The sequence below is a fragment of the Ochrobactrum sp. PL_is501 genome, from assembly GCF_055816895.1.
In genome coordinates, this window is sequence record NZ_JBVPGR010000038.1 from 280210 (window position 1) to 301715 (window position 21506).

20 protein-coding genes and 2 pseudogenes are annotated in these 21506 nt (G+C 54.7%); 12 read left to right on the forward strand and 10 right to left on the reverse strand.

Going from position 1 to position 21506, the window contains the following annotated elements; translation table 11 throughout:
* Window positions 1-46 precede the first annotated feature (46 nt).
* The 5 genes from ehuB to eutB form a co-directional block, all read right to left on the reverse strand.
* Entirely contained in the window at window positions 47-910 is an 864-nt protein-coding gene (ehuB, locus tag AC0TOF_RS18500; protein WP_122002448.1) for an ectoine/hydroxyectoine ABC transporter substrate-binding protein EhuB, read from the reverse strand.
* A gap of 70 nt (window positions 911-980) precedes the next feature.
* On the reverse strand, window positions 981-2009 hold the full coding sequence (gene doeB, locus AC0TOF_RS18505; RefSeq protein ID WP_473769327.1) for a N(2)-acetyl-L-2,4-diaminobutanoate deacetylase DoeB: 1029 nt from the start codon (window positions 2007-2009) through the stop codon (window positions 981-983).
* 9 nt (window positions 2010-2018) lie between these two features.
* Entirely contained in the window at window positions 2019-3197 is a 1179-nt protein-coding gene (gene doeA, locus AC0TOF_RS18510; protein ID WP_473769328.1) for an ectoine hydrolase DoeA, read from the reverse strand.
* Complete coding sequence (locus AC0TOF_RS18515) at window positions 3194-4210, reverse strand: cyclodeaminase (RefSeq protein ID WP_473769484.1); 1017 nt, start codon at window positions 4208-4210, stop codon at window positions 3194-3196. Before AC0TOF_RS18515 ends, doeA begins: the two co-directional genes overlap by 4 nt.
* Window positions 4210-5184, reverse strand: a complete 975-nt coding sequence (eutB, locus tag AC0TOF_RS18520) for a hydroxyectoine utilization dehydratase EutB (RefSeq protein WP_473769485.1) — start codon at window positions 5182-5184, stop codon at window positions 4210-4212. The genes AC0TOF_RS18515 and eutB overlap by 1 nt, the downstream gene beginning before the upstream one ends.
* Window positions 5185-5514: 330 nt before the next feature.
* On the opposite strand from eutB, the gene AC0TOF_RS18525 reads away from it, so the two are divergent.
* From AC0TOF_RS18525 to AC0TOF_RS18535, 3 genes are all read left to right on the forward strand, one after another.
* Window positions 5515-6012, forward strand: a complete 498-nt coding sequence (locus AC0TOF_RS18525) for an Lrp/AsnC family transcriptional regulator (protein WP_122002444.1) — start codon at window positions 5515-5517, stop codon at window positions 6010-6012.
* Window positions 6013-6128: 116 nt separating this feature from the next.
* The gene (locus AC0TOF_RS18530) at window positions 6129-7625 is read left to right on the forward strand and encodes an NAD-dependent succinate-semialdehyde dehydrogenase (RefSeq protein ID WP_473769329.1); all 1497 of its coding nucleotides are present in this window, start codon (window positions 6129-6131) and stop codon (window positions 7623-7625) included.
* Window positions 7626-7654: 29 nt separating this feature from the next.
* Window positions 7655-9028: an aminotransferase gene (locus AC0TOF_RS18535; RefSeq protein ID WP_473769330.1), complete on the forward strand. Its 1374-nt coding sequence runs from the start codon at window positions 7655-7657 to the stop codon at window positions 9026-9028.
* 30 nt (window positions 9029-9058) lie between these two features.
* On the opposite strand, the gene AC0TOF_RS18540 is transcribed toward AC0TOF_RS18535, so the two are convergent.
* Complete coding sequence (locus AC0TOF_RS18540) at window positions 9059-10474, reverse strand: ATP-binding protein (protein WP_473769331.1); 1416 nt, start codon at window positions 10472-10474, stop codon at window positions 9059-9061.
* Window positions 10471-11187 (reverse strand): response regulator transcription factor, encoded by a 717-nt coding sequence (locus AC0TOF_RS18545; RefSeq protein WP_122002440.1) that lies wholly within the window; start codon window positions 11185-11187, stop codon window positions 10471-10473. Before AC0TOF_RS18545 ends, AC0TOF_RS18540 begins: the two co-directional genes overlap by 4 nt.
* 208 nt (window positions 11188-11395) lie before the next feature.
* Between AC0TOF_RS18545 and AC0TOF_RS18550 the strand changes: the two genes are divergently transcribed.
* The 3 genes from AC0TOF_RS18550 (at window position 11396) to AC0TOF_RS18560 (ending at window position 12530) form a co-directional block, all read left to right on the forward strand.
* Window positions 11396-11776, forward strand: coding sequence for a hypothetical protein (locus tag AC0TOF_RS18550; RefSeq protein ID WP_122002439.1), 381 nt, complete (start codon window positions 11396-11398; stop codon window positions 11774-11776).
* 11 nt (window positions 11777-11787) lie between these two features.
* Entirely contained in the window at window positions 11788-11991 is a 204-nt protein-coding gene (locus tag AC0TOF_RS18555) for a hypothetical protein (RefSeq protein WP_473769332.1), read from the forward strand.
* A 182-nt stretch (window positions 11992-12173) separates the two neighbouring features.
* Window positions 12174-12530: a DUF488 domain-containing protein gene (locus AC0TOF_RS18560; RefSeq protein ID WP_473769333.1), complete on the forward strand. Its 357-nt coding sequence runs from the start codon at window positions 12174-12176 to the stop codon at window positions 12528-12530.
* Between the two features lie 104 nt (window positions 12531-12634).
* On the opposite strand, the gene AC0TOF_RS18565 is transcribed toward AC0TOF_RS18560, so the two are convergent.
* Together AC0TOF_RS18565 and AC0TOF_RS18570 are read right to left on the reverse strand one after the other, a co-directional pair.
* Window positions 12635-13285: a glutathione S-transferase family protein gene (locus AC0TOF_RS18565; RefSeq protein ID WP_473769334.1), complete on the reverse strand. Its 651-nt coding sequence runs from the start codon at window positions 13283-13285 to the stop codon at window positions 12635-12637.
* 89 nt (window positions 13286-13374) lie between these two features.
* Window positions 13375-14643 (reverse strand): NAD(P)/FAD-dependent oxidoreductase, encoded by a 1269-nt coding sequence (locus AC0TOF_RS18570; RefSeq protein WP_473769335.1) that lies wholly within the window; start codon window positions 14641-14643, stop codon window positions 13375-13377.
* Window positions 14644-15353: 710 nt separating this feature from the next.
* Between AC0TOF_RS18570 and AC0TOF_RS18575 the strand changes: the two are divergent.
* The 4 genes and pseudogenes from AC0TOF_RS18575 to AC0TOF_RS18590 all read left to right on the forward strand — a co-directional run.
* Window positions 15354-15596, forward strand: a pseudogene (locus tag AC0TOF_RS18575) (ISNCY family transposase); the annotation flags it as partial.
* Window positions 15535-16101, forward strand: coding sequence for a GNAT family N-acetyltransferase (locus AC0TOF_RS18580; protein ID WP_473769336.1), 567 nt, complete (start codon window positions 15535-15537; stop codon window positions 16099-16101). The pseudogene AC0TOF_RS18575 and the gene AC0TOF_RS18580, both read left to right, overlap by 62 nt.
* Before the next feature lie 276 nt (window positions 16102-16377).
* Window positions 16378-16671, forward strand: a pseudogene (locus AC0TOF_RS18585) (ISNCY family transposase); the annotation flags it as partial.
* 55 nt (window positions 16672-16726) lie between these two features.
* A complete protein-coding gene (locus AC0TOF_RS18590; protein ID WP_473769337.1) occupies window positions 16727-17119 on the forward strand; it encodes a cupin domain-containing protein in 393 nt (130 codons plus the stop codon).
* A gap of 52 nt (window positions 17120-17171) precedes the next feature.
* Here AC0TOF_RS18590 and AC0TOF_RS18595 read toward each other — a convergent pair whose 3' ends face one another.
* Window positions 17172-18326 (reverse strand): porin, encoded by a 1155-nt coding sequence (locus tag AC0TOF_RS18595; protein ID WP_473769338.1) that lies wholly within the window; start codon window positions 18324-18326, stop codon window positions 17172-17174.
* A gap of 257 nt (window positions 18327-18583) precedes the next feature.
* Between AC0TOF_RS18595 and AC0TOF_RS18600 the strand changes: the two genes are divergently transcribed.
* Window positions 18584-20164 carry a peptide ABC transporter substrate-binding protein gene (locus tag AC0TOF_RS18600; protein ID WP_473769339.1) on the forward strand — a complete coding sequence of 527 codons (1581 nt, stop codon included), beginning with the start codon at window positions 18584-18586 and terminating at the stop codon, window positions 20162-20164.
* Between the two features lie 273 nt (window positions 20165-20437).
* Entirely contained in the window at window positions 20438-21460 is a 1023-nt protein-coding gene (locus AC0TOF_RS18605; RefSeq protein ID WP_473769340.1) for an ABC transporter substrate-binding protein, read from the forward strand.
* The last annotated feature ends 46 nt before the right edge of the window (window positions 21461-21506 follow it).

Genomic DNA, 21506 nt, shown 5'->3' on the forward strand with positions numbered 1-21506 from the left:
ACAATGCCCGCCGAGCCGTGAACGGTTCGACGGGCAGCAAATCAACTTACTTTGCGTTGCATAGGCTGGCTGTATCCACCGTTCGTGCCGCTTCTACGCTTTCCTCACTAAGCCCATAAGTCATCAGGATTTTCTTGTAGTCGTCAGTCTTCTTGAACTCGATGAGCGCTTTGTTGAAAGCTTCGTAGAACTCCTTGTCTTCCGGACGGAAGCTGAACGCGCCGAAACTTCTGGCAGATTTGCCATCCACAACCGGATCGGTGAACGGATGCGCCTGTTCCAGTTCCGGTGAATTTTCGACCAGCTTGGCGACCGTCAGTTCCGTTGCCGCATAGGCATCGGCGCGCCCGGTCTGGACTGTCGATGGCGCATCGGCATTGCCCTGGATCATGACGATCTGGGATTCATCGATGCCCATTCCATGCAGGAAGTCGATCTGGTCCGCACCGGAGACGATCGCGACTTTCAGCGATGGATCTTTCTTGATGTCCTCATAGGAATGAATGTTTTTCGGGTTGCCCTTGGGCACCAGGAGACCTTCACCGTAACTCGAATTTGCGACGGTGAACTGGACCTGTTTGCAGCGGTCCGGCAGGACATTCTGCTCGGCGGCGACAAACTCGAACCGCTTGGCCTTCAGGCCGGGAATGAGCGAACCGAACGGGGTAACCGTCCAGTCGATTTCCTCAATTCCAAGTTTCTTGAAGATTGCGGCGGCGACGTCCGGGCCTATACCCTTGGCGGCGCCGCTCTCGTCCATATAACCGTAAGGCACTTCATTGGCCGTCGCTCCACGAACAAAGCCCGCACCCTTGAGATCGTCAATGGTGACGGCTTGTGACGGAAGCGTGAGGGACAAGATCGCAGCTGCCGAAAACAGAGCGGAAATTGTATGACGTTTCATGCGCATCGTGTTCACTCCTCTTTATGAACGCCGGTTGTTTTGTTGTCCGGCTTGTCAGTTGGCGTTATTGATCGGTTTATCCCGGAGACGGCTCCTCGCTGATCGTGGCGATGACCGACAGGCAATCCCCCATTTTGATGAGACCAGGAAAGTGCCGCGCTGCGAGAATTCCATCGAGCGCGGCGCGATATTCCCGTGGAGCGACGCCTGTGCGGGTTACAGTATGGACGCGGGCAATGACGTCGCCTTTGCGTATTTCCGCTCCGAGATCGACCAAAGGTTCAAGCAAACCTTCGGTATCGGCAAAACCGAAGCATTCCCGCGACGGCATATCGAGCCACGTTGTCGGTGACAGCTCCACCTCTCCCTGGAGAATGCCTGCGTGGCGCAAAAGGTTGCGAATGCCGCGCTTGGCTATGGAAGCCGTGCGGGCAGAAATCGTACCGCCGCCGGAAAGCTCCGTCGTGACAAACACCTTGCCCGCTTCTTCCGCTATCGTGTCGTACATGCCGACAGCGTCAATCTCGATCATCCGCATCGAGAAAGGCGCCGAAAAGGCTTTGACCGCCGCAAAGCAGCGGAGTTCCTGTGCCGTATCCGGCAAGGCATGTGCGGCTGCGTAAGGCAGAAAATCGAGTGTTCGCCCTCCGGAATGGAAATCCATGACGATATCGGCCGCTGGCAGAAGGTAGCGGGTGAAATAGTCGGCAATCTTTTCGGTAACGGTGCCATCGGGACGCCCGGGGAAACTGCGGTTGAGATTGCCCTTGTCGATGGGTGATGTTCGCGTTCCCGCAAGAAAGGCAGGGTAGTTCATTGCAGGAACAATGATGACCCGCCCCCTGATCTCTTCCGGTTTCAGATTGGCTGCGAGATCATAGAGAGCTACCGGCCCTTCATACTCATCGCCATGATTGGCGCCGGTCAACAGGGCGGTGGGACCATCGCCGTTGCGGATCACACAAATCGGCAACATCAGCGATCCCCATGCGGAATCGTCTCTGGACCACGGCAGTCGCAGATGTCCGTGCTGAACGCCGTCGCGGTTGAGATCGACGGTAGGCGTGATCGGGGAGGGACGTGAGGGGGGCGAGGTGTGCATCATCGCAGCGTCCTAATTCTTGACCACGAGCTTGCGCGGCACATTCGACAGGCATTCAACGCCTGTTTCGGTGATCACGATGCTTTCGGTGATTTCCAGCCCCATGGTTTCCAGCCAGAGACCTGTCATGAAATGAAAGGTCATGCCGGGTTGCAACTCGGTGCGGTCGCCGGGGCGCAGGCTCATCGTGCGTTCGCCCCAATCCGGCGGGTAGGACAAACCGATGGAGTAGCCGGTGCGGTTGTCCTTGATAATTCCGTATTTCTTCAGCACGGCGAAGAAGCCATTGGCGATATCTTCGCATGTGTTGCCGGGGCGAGCCGCAGCGAGTCCCGCCTCCATCCCTTCGAGCGTGGCTTTTTCCGCATCGAGAAAAGCCTGTGTCGGTTTGCCGAGGAATACGGTGCGCGACAGAGGGCAATGATAGCGCTTGTAGCAGCCGGCGATCTCGAAGAATGTGCCTTCGCCGGTCTTCATCGGCAGATCGTTCCAAGTCAGATGCGGTGCCGAGGCGTCGGGGCCGGAAGGCAGCAACGGAACGATGGCGGGATAATCGCCACCAAAACCGTCAACGCCGCGCGTGCCAGCATCATAGATTTCCGCAACCAGATCGCATTTGCGCATGCCCGGCTCGATTTTGTCGACGATGCGTTGATGCATAGCCTCAACGATACGACCAGCTTTTCGCATATAGTCGATTTCCGTCGGGCTTTTGACGGCGCGCTGCCAGTTGACCAGTCCTTGCGCATCCTTGAAGCGGGCATTCGGCAGATGTTTCTGCAAGGCGTGATGAGCGGCAGCCGTGTACCAGTAATTGTCCAGCTCGACGGCAATGGTCTTGTTGCCCCAGCCTTTTTCATCCAGTATCGACGCCAGAAGATCCATAGGGTGCCGTTCGAGCGACTGAACATAGTGGTCGGGATAGCCGACGATGTTGTCGTGGCTGAGCCATGCAGTGCGTTTCGCTCCATTGCCATCCTGACTGCGGCCATACCAGATCGGTTCCCCTTCCATCGAAAGCACAACGCATTGATGAACATAGAAGGACCAACCGTCATAGCCGGTCAGCCAGTGCATGTTGGATGGGTCGGTGACGATGAGGATGTCGAAGCCAGCCTTCTCCATGGCGCGACGGGTTTTTGCTATCCGCTGATCATACTCCGCGCGGGTGAAGTTGAGTTCCACACTCATCGGCTGGCTCCTGCAGTTTTGGTTGAATCGATTTTCGTGCCTGCACCGCACGCACTGGCGCGCTCTGTCGCAAGGCGAGCGATGGCCGTGTCCTGAACGCCTGTTCCCGTGAGGTCGCAGAAGGTTATGTCTTCTGCCTTTCGCTGGAAGGGAGAAGCAGCGAGAGCGATCTGGCCGAGTTCCGGAAAAACAGTATCCGCAGCGACAATCCCCGCCGCAATCGCATGATGCAACTCCCCGAGCCTGCGCGTTTGGGAGAGGCTGTCTGCAATGTAAACGATCGGTCGCCGAAAAAGGGCAGGATCAATCTCGTTCTTGTGTTCAGCATCGGAACCCATCGCGGTGAGGTGCTGGCCGGGTACAAGCCATTCAGCATTGATGAGCGGCGTTTCCGATGGTGTTGTCGTGACGATAATATCCGCGCCTTCGCAGGCTTGTTGCGCATCCGCGATTGCTGTTACGGGTATTCCGAGCTTTTCGGTAAAGCTTTGCGCGGCTTTTTGTGCGCTGTCGAAGTTGCGCGCCCAAATCCGCGCCTCGGAGATTGGACGCACGAGCGTCAGCGCTTGAAGCTGCATCCCTGCCTGCATGCCTGCACCGAAGATGGCCGCCACCCGGGCGTCTTCCCGCGCCAGGTGTTTTGCCGCGACAGCACCGGCAGCCGCAGTGCGCACATCGGTCAGATAGCCATTATCCAGCAAGAGCGCCTCGACCAGCCCGGTCTTCGCTGAAAACTGGATCATCAGCCCGTTGGTAGAAGGCAAACCAATGGACGGATTGTTGAAGAAACCGGGGCTCACCTTGATGGCGAAACTGTCAAGCCCGGGAATGTAAGCCGTTTTCACGTCCACTTCGCCCCGTTGGGCGGGGATGTCCAGTCGCAGTATGGGCGGCATGCTGACACCGCCACTGGCGAGCGCCCGAAAAGCATTTTCCACGCACGCCACGCTTGCCATGTCGAGGGCAATGATCCGCCGCAGATCTGCTTCGGTGAGAATTCTCATTTCAGCCATCATCCAGCCCTCCGATAGCGGTCTTCGACGATTGCGCGATGCTGTTCAGGGTCGATGTTGCCACCTGAAACAATGACGACAGTCGGTCCCGTTGGCTTGATCCTGCCGCTCAACAAGGCGCCGATGCCAACCGCTCCTGCGCCTTCGATAATTTCACCTTCCTGCGTCGTGGCATGTCTGATCCCCGCTGCAATCTCCTCCTCATCGAGCAGGATCACTTGGTCCAGCAGCGAGCGGCACATCTCAAAAGTCCAATGATTGTCGAGCCCAATGCCGCCGCCTAAAGAATCTGCAAGTGTCTCCAGTTCCTCGACATTGACCGGCTTACCGGCTTTGAGGCTGGCATCCATGGCTGCACCGCGAGACATGGAAACGCCGATGATACGGCAATGAGGAAGCCGGGCTTTCACAGCCGCGGCGATGCCGGCAGCGAGCCCCCCGCCGGAAAGAGGAATGAGAACAATCTCGGTGTCAGGCTGGTCATCAATGATTTCGAGACCGATTGTGCCCTGTCCGGCAATAATGCGCTGATCGTCAAATGGGGGGACGACATTCATTCCGTTTTCGTGGGCCAAACGCACCACCTCGTTCATGGCATCGTCCTGGGATTTTCCGACGATGCGCACATCCGCACCAAGATCGCGGATTGCATCGACCTTGTTGCGCGGCACCAGCGATGAGAGGCAAACGGTGGCGATCAATCCCTGACTGGAAGCAGCATGTGCAAGAGCACGTCCATGATTGCCGGTGGACGCCGTCACAAGTCCACGTTTGCGATCATCGGGCGACAGGCTAAGGACGGCGTTGGTCGCGCCGCGCAGTTTGAAGCTGCCGGTGGCCTGCCGATTTTCCAGTTTGAGATAAACCGAAGTCCCGGTGAGTTCACTTAGATGCTCTGAACGCGTCAGCGGCGTTCTCACGACGAGACCTTGCAGCCTCTCACGCGCTGCTTCGATATCGTCAAGACCAATCATTTCACGGGCCAATCTTGGCATGGCGCTGCCTCTCATAGCGTCATGGCGACGGGGAACGCCGCGCCAAGTTTTGCTGAGCGCTGCGATGGATGAGTGGACAGAAGGCGCAATAATGCACCACGTGCGAAGCCGTAAGGCCGCATCCTCGTTCCCCAAATGTCTGATTTTTGTTCTTGGCTCTATGTGTGAAAGACCATTCTTATCATGTCAATAATTATATTGGATCATTACAATTTTGATCTGTAACGACTTTTCTCTGTCGGAGCCTTGTCAGCAGAGCAGGGGCGTGCCAATGAAAACAGGAGTGTTTGCAGATGCTGGATCAAAAGAATGAAAGCCGCCTTGAAGCTGGACGCCGTCGATTTGCGTATTCTCGCAGCCGTTCAGGAGAATGCGCGGATCACCAAGCTCGCATTGGCGGAGAAGGTTGGGCTTTCGGCGACACCTTGCTGGCTGCGACTGCGCAAGCTGGAAGAGGCCGGTGTTGTGACCGGCTATCACGCGCGCATCGCCTATCGAAAAATAGCTCCGATTGCTCATGTCATAGTCCAGATTACCCTGGGCAATCATCGACAAAGCGACTTTGACCGGTTCGAGAGAGCCATCCTGGCCTTGCCCGAAATCGTGTCCTGCTGGTCCGTTGGCGGTGGGGTGGACTACTTTCTGATGATCGTGGCGCGCGACATTGATGGTTATCAGCGGCTGATTGACCGTCTTTTGGACCAGAATATCGGCATCGAACGTTACTTCACCTATATCGTGACCAAGCTGGTCAAGGACGAGAAGGCGAGTGCGCCCTTGTCGCTGTTCAAGGATGCAACCGACTAGCCCAAACAGACTGTTCGGCTTTTAAAATTAGTCCATTCCGCATGTGCGCGGAGATGATTTGGTCCGAATCCGGAGCTATCCCGTGACAAACTTCTTCCTGAATTGGGAGAAGAACAATGAATGCCGTTCTGGATCATCCGATACAACATGACGGGCTTGGCAGGCTCCGCGATAAACATCTCTTTCGTGAACTCGGCTATGTCGATGGACGCTGGGTAGCAGGAGAAAAGGCCGAAACTTTCCCTGTTCTCGATCCTGCCACCGGTCAGCGGCTTGCGCGTGTGGCAAGTCTCGGCGAAGTGGAGACGACACTTGCGATTGATGCCGCTGTAAAGGCCTTTCCGGCCTGGCGAGATAAACTGCCCCAGGAACGATCGGCAGTTTTGCGGCGGTGGTTCGAGTTGGTCACGGCACATCGCGAAGACCTCGCATTGCTGATGACGCTGGAGCAGGGCAAGCCACTGGCGGAATCGCGCGGCGAAATCGATTATGGCGCATCTTTCATTGAATGGTTTGCCGAAGAAGCAAAGCGGCTCAATGGTGAAACCATTGCAAGCCATCTGCCCGATGCCGAAATGCTGGTGCGGCGCGAAGCGCTGGGGGTGGTCGCGCTTGTAACTCCGTGGAATTTCCCACATGCCATGATTACCCGCAAGGCGGCAGCGGCCATTGCCGCCGGTTGCCCGGTTGTCGTGCATCCGTCTTCGGAAACGCCGCTCTCCGCACTTGCCCTGGCCGAACTGGCCGAACGTGCGGGAATACCCGCAGGCATATTCAATGTCGTGACAGGCAAAGCCGCGCCTATCGTTGACGTATTGTGCCGCGATGAGCGTGTTCGGGCGCTGAGCTTCACCGGTTCAACCGAAATCGGCAAGTTGATTGCTACCAAAAGCGCGAACACGATGAAGCGGCTCGTCATGGAGCTTGGCGGCCATGCACCGCTGATTATCTTCGATGATGCTTGTGTCGAGCGAGCCGTCGATGTGGCGATGGCTGCGAAGTTTGCGACGTCCGGTCAGGATTGCCTTGCTGCAAACCGCATCTTTGTCCAACGCGGCATTTTGAAAGATTTCACCGAGGCGTTTGCTACCCGCATCGCGGCGCTAAAGGTCGGTAACGGGCTGGATCCGACATCGGATATAGGCCCTCTGATGCATAGTCGGGCGGTCGCCAAGGTTGAAGAGCATGTTCAGGATGCCAGCCAGCGGGGCGCCGGAATAGTTGTGGGCGGCAATCGGTGCGGAGAAGCGGGACTTTTCTTCGAGCCGACGTTGCTGGTCGACGTGCCGGACGATGCTACGATCATGCATGAGGAGACATTCGGGCCGGTTGCCGCCGTCACGGCATTTGACGACGAGGCCGAAGTCATCGAGCGCGCCAATTCCACACAATATGGTCTCGTTGCCTATGTGGTGACGGCAAATGGCGCACGACAACTCCGCATGGGCCGTGCGCTCGAATACGGGATGGTTGCGGTTAATCGCGCGAAGATTACCGGCGCCCCGATCCCGTTTGGCGGCTGGAAGCAATCCGGGCTTGGCCGCGAAGGCTCCCATCAGGGCATCGAAGCCTTCACCGAACTCAAATATCTCTGCATCGATACCGCCGCGTGAAAGCGTGGCGACAGGAAAGGAACATACCCATGTTGAACAATAGCAATGAGCTGACCGCTTGGGACCGGGATCATTTCTTTCATCCCTCCACCCAGATGGGGATGCATGCGCGGGGTGAAACGCCGACGCGCGTGCTGGAAGGCGGGGAGGGCGTTTACATTGCAGATGTGAACGGTCGCAAAAGTCTGGATGCTTTCGCGGGGCTTTATTGCGTCAATGTTGGTTATGGTCGCACGGAAATAGCGGATGCAATTGCAGAACAGGCGCGCAAGCTTGCCTATTATCACGCCTATGTCGGTCATGGCACGGAAGTGTCCATCACGCTCGCCAAGATGATCATCGACCGCGCACCGGACCATATGAGCCGTGTTTATTTCGGCCTTTCGGGCTCGGATGCGAACGAAACCAACATCAAGCTCATCTGGTACTACAACAATATTCTGGGCCGCCCGGAAAAGAAGAAGATCATTTCCCGTTGGCGCGGCTATCACGGTTCCGGCGTGATGACGGGCAGCATGACTGGTCTTGCGACTTTCCACAACGCATTCGATCTGCCGCGCGCGCCGGTATTGCATACTGAATCGCCGTATTATTTCCGCCGTGCGGATCGCTCTATGAGCGAGGAACAGTTCTCGCAACATTGCGCCGACAAGCTCGAAGAGATGATCCTTGCCGAAGGCCCGGATACAATCGCAGCCTTCATTGGCGAGCCTGTTCTGGGAACCGGCGGCATCGTTCCGCCGCCGTCTGGCTATTGGCAGAAGATCCAGGCCGTTCTTGATCGTTATGATATTCTGCTGATTGCTGACGAAGTGGTCACTGGCTTCGGTCGCCTTGGAAGCATGTTCGGTTCCGACCACTATGGCATGAAGCCCGACCTGATCACCATCGCAAAGGGTTTGACCTCAGCCTATGCGCCGCTTTCCGGTTCGATTGTATCGGATCCTATGTGGCAGGTATTGGTTCAGGGATCAGACAAGATGGGGCCGATCGGCCATGGCTGGACTTATTCTGCTCATCCGATCTGCGCAGCGGCAGGCGTGGCCAATCTCAAACTCATCGATGAATTGAAGCTGGTCGAAAATGCCGGTTCCACAGGCGCTTATTTCCGCAAGGCACTGAAGGATGCCCTCGGCGATCACAAGCATGTCGGGGAAATTCGTGGCGAAGGCCTGATGGCCGCAATCGAATTTGTGGAAGATCGTGACGACCGCAGATTCTTTGATCCGTCGCTCAAAATCGGCGCTCAGGTTTCAACGGCGCTCCTGGCCAATGGCGTTATCGGGCGAGCCATGCCGGAAGGCGATATTCTCGGGTTTGCGCCGCCGCTTTGCCTCACGCCAGAGGAAGCGGACAAGATTGTTGCAGCTACGAAAAAAGCCGTCGACACTGTTTTTGCATGAATAATTGTCCCCGAGGTCAATCCTCGGGGGCTATCCCTGCCAGACCGGCAAATGCAGTTCAGCGATCAATCCGCCTGACGGATCGTTTTTCAGAAGAATATCGCCTGCATTGGCACGCGCCACGTTGCGGGCGATAGTCAAGCCCAGACCGAAGCCGCCTGAGTCCCGATTTCTGGACTTTTCCGCCCGATTGAAGGGTTTGAACATTTCCTCGATCTGGTCAGGTGGAATTCCCGGTCCATTGTCCTTCACACTCAGCACAAGCTCATTATTGTCCTGGCGGAGCGCCAGTTTCGCTTTGCCGCCATAGGCAATGGCGTTGTCAATGAGGTTTGTGATGCTGCGCTGAACAGAGACTGGCTGACAATAAGCTATGGCATCCAATATGTCGGAATTTCTTTCATCCAGCGTTGCGTCCGGGTAGTTATCTGCAATGGAAAGGAGAAGCGACCAGAGATCGACCTTTTCCTTTTGTTCATTGGCCAGTTCTGATGTCGCAAAATCAATGACCGAACGAGAAATCGCTTCTATATCGTTGATATCCTTGGCCAGCGACTTTGAGAGGGCTTCATCTTCAACAAGAGCCAGGCGAAGGCGGATGCGCGTGAGCGGTGTGCGCAGGTCATGCGCAAGGGCAGCGGCAAGTTGCTCGCGTTCAGCCACATAATCTAGCAGCTTCGATTGCATCGTGTTCACGGCCTTGGCCGCGGCTTTGTACTCCCGGCTGCCGTCTTCGGGCAATGGCGGGCTTTTAAGGTCACCGCCGATCCGATGTACGGCGTGTTCCAGCACCCGATAGGGCGCTGTAAGCCGGCGAGTGGCCCAAATTGCGACCAGAACAACGCTAAGCGCCACAAGTGCAAAAAGCGGTATGGTTTCGGCAGTGATAATCGGATCAGCCGGAGTTAACCGCGTGATGAAATTTATCCAGCGTCCATCGCCGAATTGCAGGGAAGTGGTCAGGCTGGCGCTCAGGTTCGTCGTTGCGGCAAGATCGTTGATCTGCTTTTCAACATCGCCGATATCGCTGCTGTCAGTCGGCTGAACCGCGATGGCGTGCGTGCCGCGAGCAAGCGTGTCCCGGCTTATGCGAGCATCGATAACGCCGTAACGTGCCAGACGTGCAACAAGGACATCTTCAAGTTCTGCAAGATCTTCCTCGCTCGCCAGAACAGTCGGCACATCGGGTCGCGCTGTAATGGTGATGCCCTGACCTGAACTGGCCAAGCGAGAAGCAAGGCTGTTCCAGTCGCCGGGCGGCGTCGTGTTGAGAAGTTTGACGAGCGATGTCGCTCTTTCGCTGAGACGGAAGAGCTCCAGCGCATTGTTGGCATCCTTGCGGTCCTGCGAAACAATCCACAGCGTTGCGATTTGCGTTATCACAAGGCCACTGATCAGAATTGTAATGAGCCAGCTCGGCAGAGAACGTGGAAAGGGTAATCTCATTCCAGTTCGACCTGATGTCCAAACTGATAACCGCCGCCGCGAATGGTGAGGATCATTCTGGGTGAGCGGGAGTCATCGTTGAGCTTGCGCCTCAGCCGGCTGATCAAAATATCGACGCTGCGATCATAGCCGTATACAGCCTGGCTTCCAGCCATTTCCATAAGCTGGTCGCGGCTGAGTATATGCTGCGAACTTTTGACGAAGGCTTCGAGGAGATTGAACTCGGCAGTCGTGAGTTCAACACGCACGTCAGCAGGGGACGTAAGCCGTCTGCGTGCGCAGTCGAGCGTCCAGCCCGCAAAGCGGTAGCTGTGAGTGACAGGGCGACTGGGAGCACGGTTGTTCTCCAGACGCCTGAGCACGGCACGGATACGGGCAAGGAGTTCGCGCGGATCGAACGGTTTGGCCAGATAGTCGTCGGCACCGATTTCAAGGCCCAGTATTCTGTCGGCAGCGTCGGCAATTGCCGTCAGCATGATGATCGGCACACGCGAATGGCGACGGATATCCTGGCAAATTTCAATACCGCTTTTGCCCGGAAGCATGACATCGAGAATGATCAGATCAATCGCCGTCCGGCTCATCACATCATGCATCTCTTCACCGTTTTGAGCGATGGAGACACGCATACCGCGCCGCTTGAGAAACTCGTGCAGAAGGTCACGTATATCTTTGTCGTCATCGACGATCAGAACGTGGGCGTCTTCTTTCAATTTGCAGCTTCCATAATAGCTTTGATTCACTTGATAGTAGCGCCCGGATTGCGACGATAAAAAGCCTGTCGCTTCAGTTTTCAACCGGCATCTGGAGCGCGCTACAATTCAGAAACAAAATGTAACAAAGATGAAAAACAAGGGAAAACAAGGCCTGTCATAACGAACCCGCTGAAGAAACTGAAGCCCGATGAAAGATTAAAATCGTATGTTCAAGTCGATTTTCAAATCGAAAATAGCTGCGAGACCGTTTCTTTCAACGCTTTGTCTTGCGGGCCTGCTGTCCTTTCCGCTTCCCAACGGAGTGATGGCAGCGCAACTCGTAACACGCAGCGAACGGTGTGACAGGCTTCAGCATCAACTGCAAACCGCGCTTTCCGGTCGCGCCGAAACCCGGCAGGCTCGTCAGGCGGAAGCCTTGCAGAAGAGGGGGATGAAATTCTGCTCAAGCAGAAGAGAGGCACAAGGCCTGCGCGCCTACGCCGAAGCCCTTAAACTTCTGGGGGTGAAACCTGACATGGCTGATCCAGGCGGACAGGAAACTGCTTTACCACCGGCGGGAAAGATCCCGAACGGAAAAACCAATTGAGGAACCGGAAAATGAAGAAGTCCCTTATTTCTGCTCTTGGCGTTGCTGTTGTTCTGGGCCTGTCTGCTCCTGTCCTGACGGCAAGTGCTGCTAGCGCTGCTCCGGCTGCTGCAACGCACACGACGGCCGCCAAGCATCATGCGAAGAAGGCTGCTCACAAGAAGCATCACACCGCCAAGAAGTCGCACAAGAAGGCCGCTCCGGCCAAGAAGTAAGCTTTCCGCTTTGTGCGATAACCGACGGCTCCCTCGCAGTCGGTTTTTGCAACAAAAGGCCGTTGCCTGTCGGACATGGATGTTGTCCGATCTGCAGCGGCCTTTTCTGTTTATGATAGCGGGGCTTGCCGGGTTGGAACCGGCCTCCATATGTATCCGTATTGTATCGAGGGGCCGTTTATATGACGACGATTGTGCTGAAACGGATTTATGATGCTCCTTCACCGGAGGATGGCTATCGCGTCCTCGTGGATCGCGTATGGCCTCGCGGCATGACCAAAGAGAAGGCCGATATTGATGTATGGGCCAAGGATATTGCTCCGTCGACCAATCTTCGCAAATGGTTCTGCCACGACCCGGCCAAATGGAATGATTTTCAGAAAAAGTATCGCGAAGAGCTGGAAGCCAACAAGCCTGCCGTGAAGGAATTGATCTCCAAGGCTGGCACAAGAGGCGACCACCTGACGCTGCTATATGGCGCGAAAGATGAGGAACATAATCAGGCCGTGGTCTTGCACGAATTCATGCAAGACCTGTAAGCCTTTCGATAAAGATATTTGCTAAAGTATTTCCAGCAAAAGTGTGAAGCGGTTTGCGTTCGGAAATGCGGAAAAACAACGATTCCGTTCAAACAGGAACCGCTCTAGTCTCTGTTCTCGGGCGCTCCCAATGGAAACAGATGACGGAACGGCCGTGCTTCGTCCAATGCGCGGGCATAGCTTGGCCGCGCAAGCAGTCGCTGGCGATAGGCACGCACATTCGCAAATTTTTCAGGAATGACATAACTCCAGTCGGCGTAGAGGAGAGGAGGGGCGGCGGCACAGTCGGCGAGGCTGAAACTATCGCCGACGACCCATTCCCGGCCTTCCATGTGCTGATCCAGAAACCCGTAGGCGGTGTCGAACATCGCTCTCCAGCGATGGCCGCCATCATCATGCTCACGGCCAAGAGCCGTGAAGACAAGGCGTTGCAGCGGGTAGTGAATATAATTATCGAAAAAACGATCCCACATGCGCACGTCGGCACTGGCAAGCGGGTCCGACGGGATCAGTCGTCTGGTATGCGGATAGGCGGCTTCGAGGTATTCGATTATCCCTGTTGCTTCAAAGACCAGCTTTCCATTGTCTGTCAGAACTGGAAATTTGCCGCACGGCCAAAGCGCAGCGAATTCGCTGGCAATCGGTTCGGTGCCATCCAGCATTTGTGCCTCGAAGGCTATGTCCTTTTCATAGAAGGCCGTTATTGCCTTCTGGCAATAAGACGAGAAGGGATGCAGGTAGAGTTTCAGTGTCATTGTGCTCCTCCAACACGGATGGCAGATCAATCTCAATTGCCGCTGGCCTGAAAGAAAAGCGGCCCGCTTTCGGCGGGGCCGTCTGGTATTCATCGTTCGACTGGCTTGCCTTGCGTTATCAATCGCGCGCTATGCTGGCCGGAAATATAGGTCCACAGCCAGCTCCAGGCGACGGCGGCACGACTTCTCGTTCCAATGAGAAAGAAGATGTGCGCGATGCCCCAGAACCACCAGGCGATGATCCCCTTGAGCTTGAAGCGCCCCATATCAACCACAGCAGCGCCTCTGCCAATGGTGGCGAGATTGCCCTGATGCTTGTAACGGAACGGCATCGGCGGCGTTTGTCCTTCGACGCGGCTTTTTATGACTGTAGCAACATAGGCGCCTTGCTGTTTGGCAGCCGGTGCTATGCCCGGAACCGGCTTGCCGTCCGGCCCCTCAACCCATGCCGTATCGCCGATGACGAAGATATCTTCATGGCCGGGAACATTGAGATTGGATAGAACCTTCACACGTCCTGCGCGGTCGCTCTCGGCATTCAGCCATGTAGCGGCGGGGGAGGCGGCAACGCCTGCCGCCCATATTGCCGTCCGGCAGGGAATGAACTCCTCACCGACAGTGACGCAATCCGCTGTAATTTCCTTGACCGGAATTCCAAGGCGTACTTCCACGCCCAGTTTTTCGAGTGCTTTCAAGGCATATTCAGACAGATCTTCGGGAAATGCAGCCAGAATGCGTTGACCGGCCTCTAGCAGCATCACGCGCGTCTGCCTGGTGTCGATATTACGGAATTCGGGCCATATGGTCTGTTTGGCAAGCTCTGCGATAATGCCGGCAAGCTCGACGCCGGTCGGTCCGCCACCTACTATGGCAAATGTCAGCAGCGCCTGCCTTTTCGCTTCATCTGTCTCACGTTCCGCCCGCTCGAAGGCCAGAAGCAGGCGGCGGCGAATGGTGGTCGCATCTTCAAGGGCCTTCAATCCTGGAGCCAAAGCCTCCCACTGGTCGTTGCCGAAATAAGCGTGACGAGCTCCTGTCGCGACTACGAGCATGTCGTAAGAAATTTCTGTGCCGTTTTCGAGTTGCACCTGACGGCATTCGGTATCCACGCCCGTCACCGTACCCAACAGCGTGGTGACTTCCTTGCGGTCACGAAACAGGTGGCGGATTGGCCAGGCAATTTCCGACGTGGCAAGGATGGTGGTCGCAACCTGATAGAGAAGCGGCTGGAAAAGGTGATGGTTGCGCTGATCGATCAGCGTTATCCGGACATTGACGCTTCTGAGATCGTGGACCAGTTGCAATCCGCCAAAACCGGCACCAATGACGACGATATGGGGTACATGCGCTTCGTTCATTATCTTCAGCCTGTATTCATCCTACGATATGTAGCCTGCCCATTCGTCTCGAACAGGGTATCTGACATTGTTTATGTCCGCATCGCGTGTATCCAGGCCAATGATTTCAACATTAATCACTTTCAAGTTTTTATCAGAGATCGTCGTAGGGATGTTGCTTGTATTCTGAAATAGAACATTTACGTGGTGCGATTTCAAATTTTTAATTCATGCTTGTGTTGAGTTCTTTGCAGATTTTATATTGTTTGCCTCTTGCCTTCGCCGTTTTCACGCTCGGTAACCCTTGGTCGCTATCGGCGCTATCGGACGTTCGCTCCGACGTATGGCAGAAGAAGTTTACGACAACGGTTTCAAGTCGAAGAAAAAGAATATGTAAGTCGCCGCAGCATATCCGTTGAATGCTGAATTGATTACACTCATCTTCCATCACGGGTTTTGAAGGCAGCAAGAGCGAGGGCTTGCCGCAGTGCCGGTATTAGATTTGGCGTATCAGCTGCAACTGCGATCCGCTGAGGGTGCTCGGGTGCATGATGGTGAACTGGAAGCGCGACATCCAGACTGCCACCTTATTTCGCAAGTTCCATAATACATATTATGTGATTGGATTTTGTAGCCGCAAAATTAAAATGTCCTGTTTCTGCAAAGTAAGAATGTCACACTCTCCGCATTTTAGGATGTGGGAGTTTGCAGATGGGATGGATTTTAAGATGTTTGATATGGATCAGCGTGTGAGCCATACTGCCATTGTCGAGAATAAACGGCTTGGCGAAGTTCTTGCTTTCATTAAGGAGCAGCAAGAGCAGATGGCACCACCAAAGGTGAAGACCAACAGTCAGAAACATGGGTATCAGCCGAATGGCCGTAAACCAGGGCGACGAATTGATATCATCAATGACCCAGCTATCATTGCACGCCGGAAGAAGGCATTGGCGCGGATGGAAGCTGTCGATTGACATAAGAGACCCTTCTATTAATCTTACAAACATGGTCAATATGATAGAAGTCCGTCGAGCTACCGTTTGGGATGCCCTTACGATTAGCAACATTGTTAAAGATACGATCAGAGTTTCAAATTCGAGAGACTATCCCGCATCAGTGATAGAGCAGGTCTCTGCAAACTTCTCTGCTGAAGCTGTACACGAGTTGATTAATAGGAGAACCGTCTGGGTTGCCCTTATTAACGGTGTTGTAGTGGGAACAGCCAGCCTTGAAAACGATACCGTGCGGACGGTTTTTGTAGCACCTTCGGCTCAAGGAGCTGGGGTTGGACGATGCCTCATGGAGACAGTCGAATTAGCCGCAACAAATCAAAACTTTAATCTTCTCAGGGTTCCAGCGTCTCTGACTGCGAGAAGCTTTTATGCTCGTCTTGGTTACAGGGACGTGCGCGAAATCCTCTACGGTGAAGAACGTACCTTTCTAATGGAAAAGTCTCTAGTTAAACCATTGGTCGAATGACCACTGTTGAAGGCGAACCGGAAGCAGTGCCTGTGAGTGAGAAAGCTAAAGTCAAAGGCGTATTTCACCCGCCCCCATTCCTCGCTTGCAACCCCGACCAGCCACTCGAAATGGGGGCTGACCTTACATGTGGCATCACAATGACATTTCTACTTTGCACAAAAGCGGACTTTTCAACTTGGTCGCCACAGCTTTGTAGCAGCAGGGAGACGTTGCGGCAACGGATGACGCAGACGGGGTTGTGGACTTTGCGCCCGAACGCAAGGCACAGACACCCTACCCTCCAGAACATTTGACAAGCTACGCTCAATACATCGCTCACTTGTTGTCGAGAACAAACGGCTGGATAACATGCTTTCGATCGTGGCCGAGATGCAGGCCGGTCGAGAACTCCAGCGTAGCACACATGGACCACATCGTACGGGACAAACAAACCACATGTTTGCTATACCGGATGGAAGTCGGGGCAACGGGTATCATCAGAAGCGTGAACGTAAATCCCGCACAGCTTACATGAACGCCCCGGAAGTTATCGCGCGCCGGGAGAAGACGCTGGTTACTTCTGCCGCTGTGACAGACGCTCCACCTTCGTTGCCTGTTCATATCTTTCGAAAGGATACCCTCGATGAAGTGCCTGCGCATATACGCCTCGCCGGACGGGGAATCTCATTTCGATGAGATTGATTTGCCGACCACTAAGCGGTCGGTGCATCCGGAAGCGGTTCCCTTTGATGTGACCGCCAGCTACCCAGCCTCTCGCGTGCGCATCACTCACATCCCAGCGGGGATGCGAGAAGTGGCATGGCATAAGGTGCCGGAACCAGTTCTGACTGTTAGACTTGATGGCTCAGTCGAATACGAGACGAGTGACGGCGAAATACGACATGTCTCGGCTGGCAGCTTTGTGTTAGTCACTGACACACATGGCAAAGGCCATCTGTCACGTCACTCTCCGGAAGCGCAAACGGTAATCTGGATTTCATTACCCTACGGACTTGAATTACCTCCCTCGCAATGATCTGCATTCGCACAAAAAGCGAGAAGCACCCTCTCAGGCGCTTCTCTCAATCTTAGAATGTTCGCTGGAATTGTACCATGCCCTGCCAGGCATCATACCCGTTGAGAACGGATTTATTGTCACGCCACCGTACATAGGTAACTTCCGGTATGACCGTGAAGCCCGGAACCAGTTCGTAAGTGACATTCGCAGCTGCGGAGAAAGTGTTCGTGGCGTCGTAAGAAAGCTGGGCATTGACGACGGCCTTGTCAGTTAATTTGTAGGCGCCGCCACCCCACGCAGCCCAGTCTCCGCCCCATTGGCCGTAAAAGCTGCTCTTCGCGAGAACCTGACCGGCAATTTGCCCGTCCTCGCCCTTGACATCGATGTAACGGTCCTTGTTGGACTTGTAGCCGCCCATCGCCCATACCGAAAAACGGTCGGTAATATTCAGATTGCCGCGCAATTTGCCGGCCCATTCTTCATTGCGGGCATCGTAAGCGGCGACTCCGATCACCGCTCCCCAGTCCTTGGCATATTTCAGGCCACCGACGACGTGCGGTGTGTAATCGCTTATGGTGCCTTCAAAACCATATGCTTTATCCGTATCGCCATTGTTGCCCTGCTCCAGCGACAGGACCGCCGACAAGCCATTTTTGCCAGAATATGTGTAACTGATCAGACTCGTGCGATAGCCACCGGACAGGATCACGTCGTCATTGAGGACGTCGCCGAGAAAGCCGACGAAAGATGTGAATGCCGAATAGTCGAGCCCAATGCGAAGGCCGCCTAAGTCGATATAGCCGGTGCGCAGCGAGCCAGTGGAGGTGGAATCTTCACCATCCCCCCATTGAAAGCGCGCCTCTGCATAGGTTTTAAGCGTCCCAAGCTCCGTCTCGGATGCCGTGCTTGCACGCAGTGTAAAGCGAGTGGAGTTTTCCCAGGTGTCGCGCTGGCTCGGGCGGCTGAGATAAGGCGTTCCGTCCTTGTCTGTAAAACCACGAGCGTACACATCCTCGGCGCCCAGTATGCTGTAGCGGACATACCCATGAATCCGCAGGCATGTTTCAGTACCAGGAATATAGAAAAATCCTTTGCCGTAAGCGTCGCAGACCCGGACATATTGCGCCGCTTCCGGCTCCGGCGCGACTATCGCGTCAGCACTGTGGGCTGCTGAAACTCCATATGTGGTGGCGGCTGCGCTTATTATTAAAGAAGTAAATCTCATGACCCCTCACAATTAGTTAAAAAATTTAAAGAACTGATCGATATATCGACCAGATTGCAGAAGTATATAAAATAAAATTTGATTTCCATAATCGCAATTTGTACTTACTTAAATTTTGTATATATAAAACTGTTCTTTATGTATTTTGTAGCAATAATATATTGGCAATTACTTAAAATAGTAAGTCCTCCCACCTGCGGATACAGTGTTACCAGTTTGCGATCACTGTTCTGACCGCACCATTCCTGGAGGGTTTCATGTATCGTAGTTTCCTTGTTGCAGGCGTTTGCTGGTTCTCGTTAACGGGCCTGGCATCAGCCGAAACCGTACTCAATCGCGATAGTGGCAACGATCCGTCCACACTGGATCAGCATCATACAACGACGGTCTATGAAGCCGCTTTGCTGAATGATCTCTACGAGGGGCTTGTCACGGAAGATGCCAAGGGAGGTTTGACACCGGGTGTAGCGCAGTCCTGGGATATCTCCCCCGATGGACTGACCTACACGTTCCATCTGCGTGGCAATGCAAAATGGTCAAACGGAGACCCGGTCACTGCCGGAGATTTTGAATATTCATTACACCGCGTTATGGATCCAAAAACAGCCGCGGGTTATGCCAACGTTCTTTATGCCATTAAAAATGCGAGAGAAATCAATACCGGCAAGCTGCCACTTGATCAGCTTGGCGTTGAAGCGCTGGATGATCATACGCTGAAAATCACCCTCGCCTCACCCACTCCATATTTCCTTTCGCTGATGACCCATCAGACGACATTGCCACTGAACCGGAAGGCCGTGGAAAAATACGGCGAGAAGTTCACATGGGCCGGCAATATGGTGTCGAACGGCGCATATACGCTGGAGAGCTTCACGCCCAATGCGAAGATCGTCATGAAAAAGAATCCCTATTTCTGGAATGCCAAGACGGTCAAGATCGACGTGGTGAACTGGGTACCATTTGAAGAGCCGGCTTCGTGCATGCGACGGTTCGAGGCGGGAGAAATGGACATTTGCGGCACGGTTCCCGCCGAGCAAATGGATTACATCAAGTCCAGTCTGGGGCGAAATCTGCGCGTCGCCCCCTATTTCGGCACCTATTATTTGGCTGTCAAAGGCGAGCCGGACAGCAAGCTGCGCGACCCGCGTGTACGCGAGGCGATCTCGATGGCAATAGATCGCAAGTTTCTAGCTGAAAAAATCAGGCGGGGCATGATGTTGCCCGGCAATTCGCTGGTGCCCCCCGGCACCGAAAACTACGTCGCGAATGCACCTATGCTGGACTATAAGGATCAGGATATGCTCGACCGTGAAGACAGGGCGCGGGAGTTGCTGAAGGAGGCGGGCGTCACGCCTGGCAGCCTGTCGGTGAAGCTGCGTTACGCCACTTCGGTCAATAACAAGAATTCCATGATTGCCGTTGCGGATATGCTGAAAAATATCGGCATCGAAGCTGTGCAGGATGAGGTCGAAAGCACCACCTATTTCAACTATTTGCATGAAAAGGGCATGTATGATTTCGCCTATCAGGCCTGGATCGGCGATTATAACGACGCCTATTCCTTCCTGAGCCTGTTCACGACCGGCAATTATTTCAATACCTCCGATTGGTCGAACAAGGATTTTGATGCGCTGGTTAGGAAGTCGGAAACCATGACCGACGCCAAGGCACGGGCTGAAACACTTGCCCAGGCCGAGCGTATTCTGCTGAAGGAAGTTCCAATCATTCCCGTGCTCTATCCATCGTCGCAAGCGCTGGTATCTGAAAGGGTCGAAGGCTACACCGACAATCTGATGAATGCGCACGCAACCCGCTGGCTGTCGCTTAAAGACAAATAACGAAAACCGGGTGGCGCACATGCCCCGCCCCTGCATGCCCCCTGCATGCCGCCGCGCACAAATCGCGAGGCGGTATGCAGAGAAAATTACCAAAATTGATGCCGGCAGAACCGGAAGCTGGTCGTTAATCTTATTGAAAATCCCGCCTCGTGGCTTTATGCGAAAGCAATCTTCCATATTTTTCCATGGCAGAGACGTAATGAAATTTTGTTTGTCTGGCTTCGCAGGAAATCTGTTGCGCCGGGCCGACACTCGCATCGGAGGAGAGCCAGCATGGATTTCACCCTGACACGCCGTCAGACATTAATGGGACTTGGCGCGTTGGGCGTCAGTGCGGCTTTCGGCTCCCCTGCCCGCGCCGCGACGCGAAATCTGGCGGTGCTTCATCTGGCAAGCCATGCGCCGAGCTATATCGCGCATGAGCGCGGCTATTTCAAAGATGCCGGGCTTGATATCGAACTGAAATTCTTCGAAGCCGCCCAGCCCATGGCCGTCGCCATTGCTTCCGGCGATGCCGATTTTGGCGTGACTGCGATGAGCGGCGGCCTGATCAGCCTGGCCGACAAGGGCGCGATCAAGGTGATCGGCGGAGCGCTGGCAGAAGAAAAAGGCATTACCGGCAATATCATTCTGGCTTCCAACAAGGCCTATGAAGGCGGATTGACCGAACCGTCCAAGCTGGCGGGACACAGTTTCGGCATCACCACGGCGGGGTCGTCGTTCCATTTCATGGCGCACAAGATTGCCAAGGCCAACAATATCCCGCTGTCTGAAATCCAGTTGCGTCCGTTGCAGAAGCTGGGTGCCGTGGTCGGCGCCCTGTCGACCGGGCAGATCGACGCCTGGGCGATCCAGCCCAATATCGCGAAGAAGCTGACCCGCGAGGGTGCTGCAAAGCAGATCGGCATCGTCTCCGATTATGCGCCGGATTATCAGGTCACGACGGCATTCACTTCGACCAGAAATGCGAGCGAAGAGCGCGCCATGACGGAAGCTTTCGTCAAAGCCTATTCCAGGGCAATCGATGATTATAATGCGGCCTTCGTCGACAACACGGCAGACGATGCGGCGCGCGACGACATCGCCAAGATCGTGCACAAATATGTCGAAAGCGACAGCCCTTTCGAGACTGCGAAGCAGAACCTGATCGACGGCGCGATGCGCATCAACAAAGGGCTTGCCCTGTCGCTCAATAGCTGCGTGGAACAGCTTGACTGGTTCCGCTCCGAAGGCATGGTCAAGGAAGCTGTCACGCAGGAAAAGCTGTTCGACACATCCTACGTCAAGACGATTTGAGAATGAACATGCCGTGCCCGGCGCGTCATGTCGGGCACGAGGACTG

Bases quoted from the DNA above. Each gene is read 5' to 3' on its own strand.
- ehuB (WP_122002448.1), bottom strand. From the start codon at position 910: ATGCGCATGAAACGTCATACAATTTCCGCTCTGTTTTCGGCAGCTGCG.
- doeB (WP_473769327.1), bottom strand. From the start codon at position 2,009: ATGATGCACACCTCGCCCCCCTCACGTCCCTCCCCGATCACGCCTACC.
- doeA (WP_473769328.1), bottom strand. From the start codon at position 3,197: ATGAGTGTGGAACTCAACTTCACCCGCGCGGAGTATGATCAGCGGATA.
- AC0TOF_RS18515 (WP_473769484.1), bottom strand. From the start codon at position 4,210: ATGGCTGAAATGAGAATTCTCACCGAAGCAGATCTGCGGCGGATCATT.
- eutB (WP_473769485.1), bottom strand. From the start codon at position 5,184: ATGATTGGTCTTGACGATATCGAAGCAGCGCGTGAGAGGCTGCAAGGT.
- AC0TOF_RS18525 (WP_122002444.1), top strand. From the start codon at position 5,515: ATGAAAGCCGCCTTGAAGCTGGACGCCGTCGATTTGCGTATTCTCGCA.
- AC0TOF_RS18530 (WP_473769329.1), top strand. From the start codon at position 6,129: ATGAATGCCGTTCTGGATCATCCGATACAACATGACGGGCTTGGCAGG.
- AC0TOF_RS18535 (WP_473769330.1), top strand. From the start codon at position 7,655: ATGTTGAACAATAGCAATGAGCTGACCGCTTGGGACCGGGATCATTTC.
- AC0TOF_RS18540 (WP_473769331.1), bottom strand. From the start codon at position 10,474: ATGAGATTACCCTTTCCACGTTCTCTGCCGAGCTGGCTCATTACAATT.
- AC0TOF_RS18550 (WP_122002439.1), top strand. From the start codon at position 11,396: ATGTTCAAGTCGATTTTCAAATCGAAAATAGCTGCGAGACCGTTTCTT.
- AC0TOF_RS18555 (WP_473769332.1), top strand. From the start codon at position 11,788: ATGAAGAAGTCCCTTATTTCTGCTCTTGGCGTTGCTGTTGTTCTGGGC.
- AC0TOF_RS18560 (WP_473769333.1), top strand. From the start codon at position 12,174: ATGACGACGATTGTGCTGAAACGGATTTATGATGCTCCTTCACCGGAG.
- AC0TOF_RS18565 (WP_473769334.1), bottom strand. From the start codon at position 13,285: ATGACACTGAAACTCTACCTGCATCCCTTCTCGTCTTATTGCCAGAAG.
- AC0TOF_RS18570 (WP_473769335.1), bottom strand. From the start codon at position 14,643: ATGAACGAAGCGCATGTACCCCATATCGTCGTCATTGGTGCCGGTTTT.
- AC0TOF_RS18580 (WP_473769336.1), top strand. From the start codon at position 15,535: ATGACCCAGCTATCATTGCACGCCGGAAGAAGGCATTGGCGCGGATGG.
- AC0TOF_RS18590 (WP_473769337.1), top strand. From the start codon at position 16,727: ATGAAGTGCCTGCGCATATACGCCTCGCCGGACGGGGAATCTCATTTC.
- AC0TOF_RS18595 (WP_473769338.1), bottom strand. From the start codon at position 18,326: ATGAGATTTACTTCTTTAATAATAAGCGCAGCCGCCACCACATATGGA.
- AC0TOF_RS18600 (WP_473769339.1), top strand. From the start codon at position 18,584: ATGTATCGTAGTTTCCTTGTTGCAGGCGTTTGCTGGTTCTCGTTAACG.
- AC0TOF_RS18605 (WP_473769340.1), top strand. From the start codon at position 20,438: ATGGATTTCACCCTGACACGCCGTCAGACATTAATGGGACTTGGCGCG.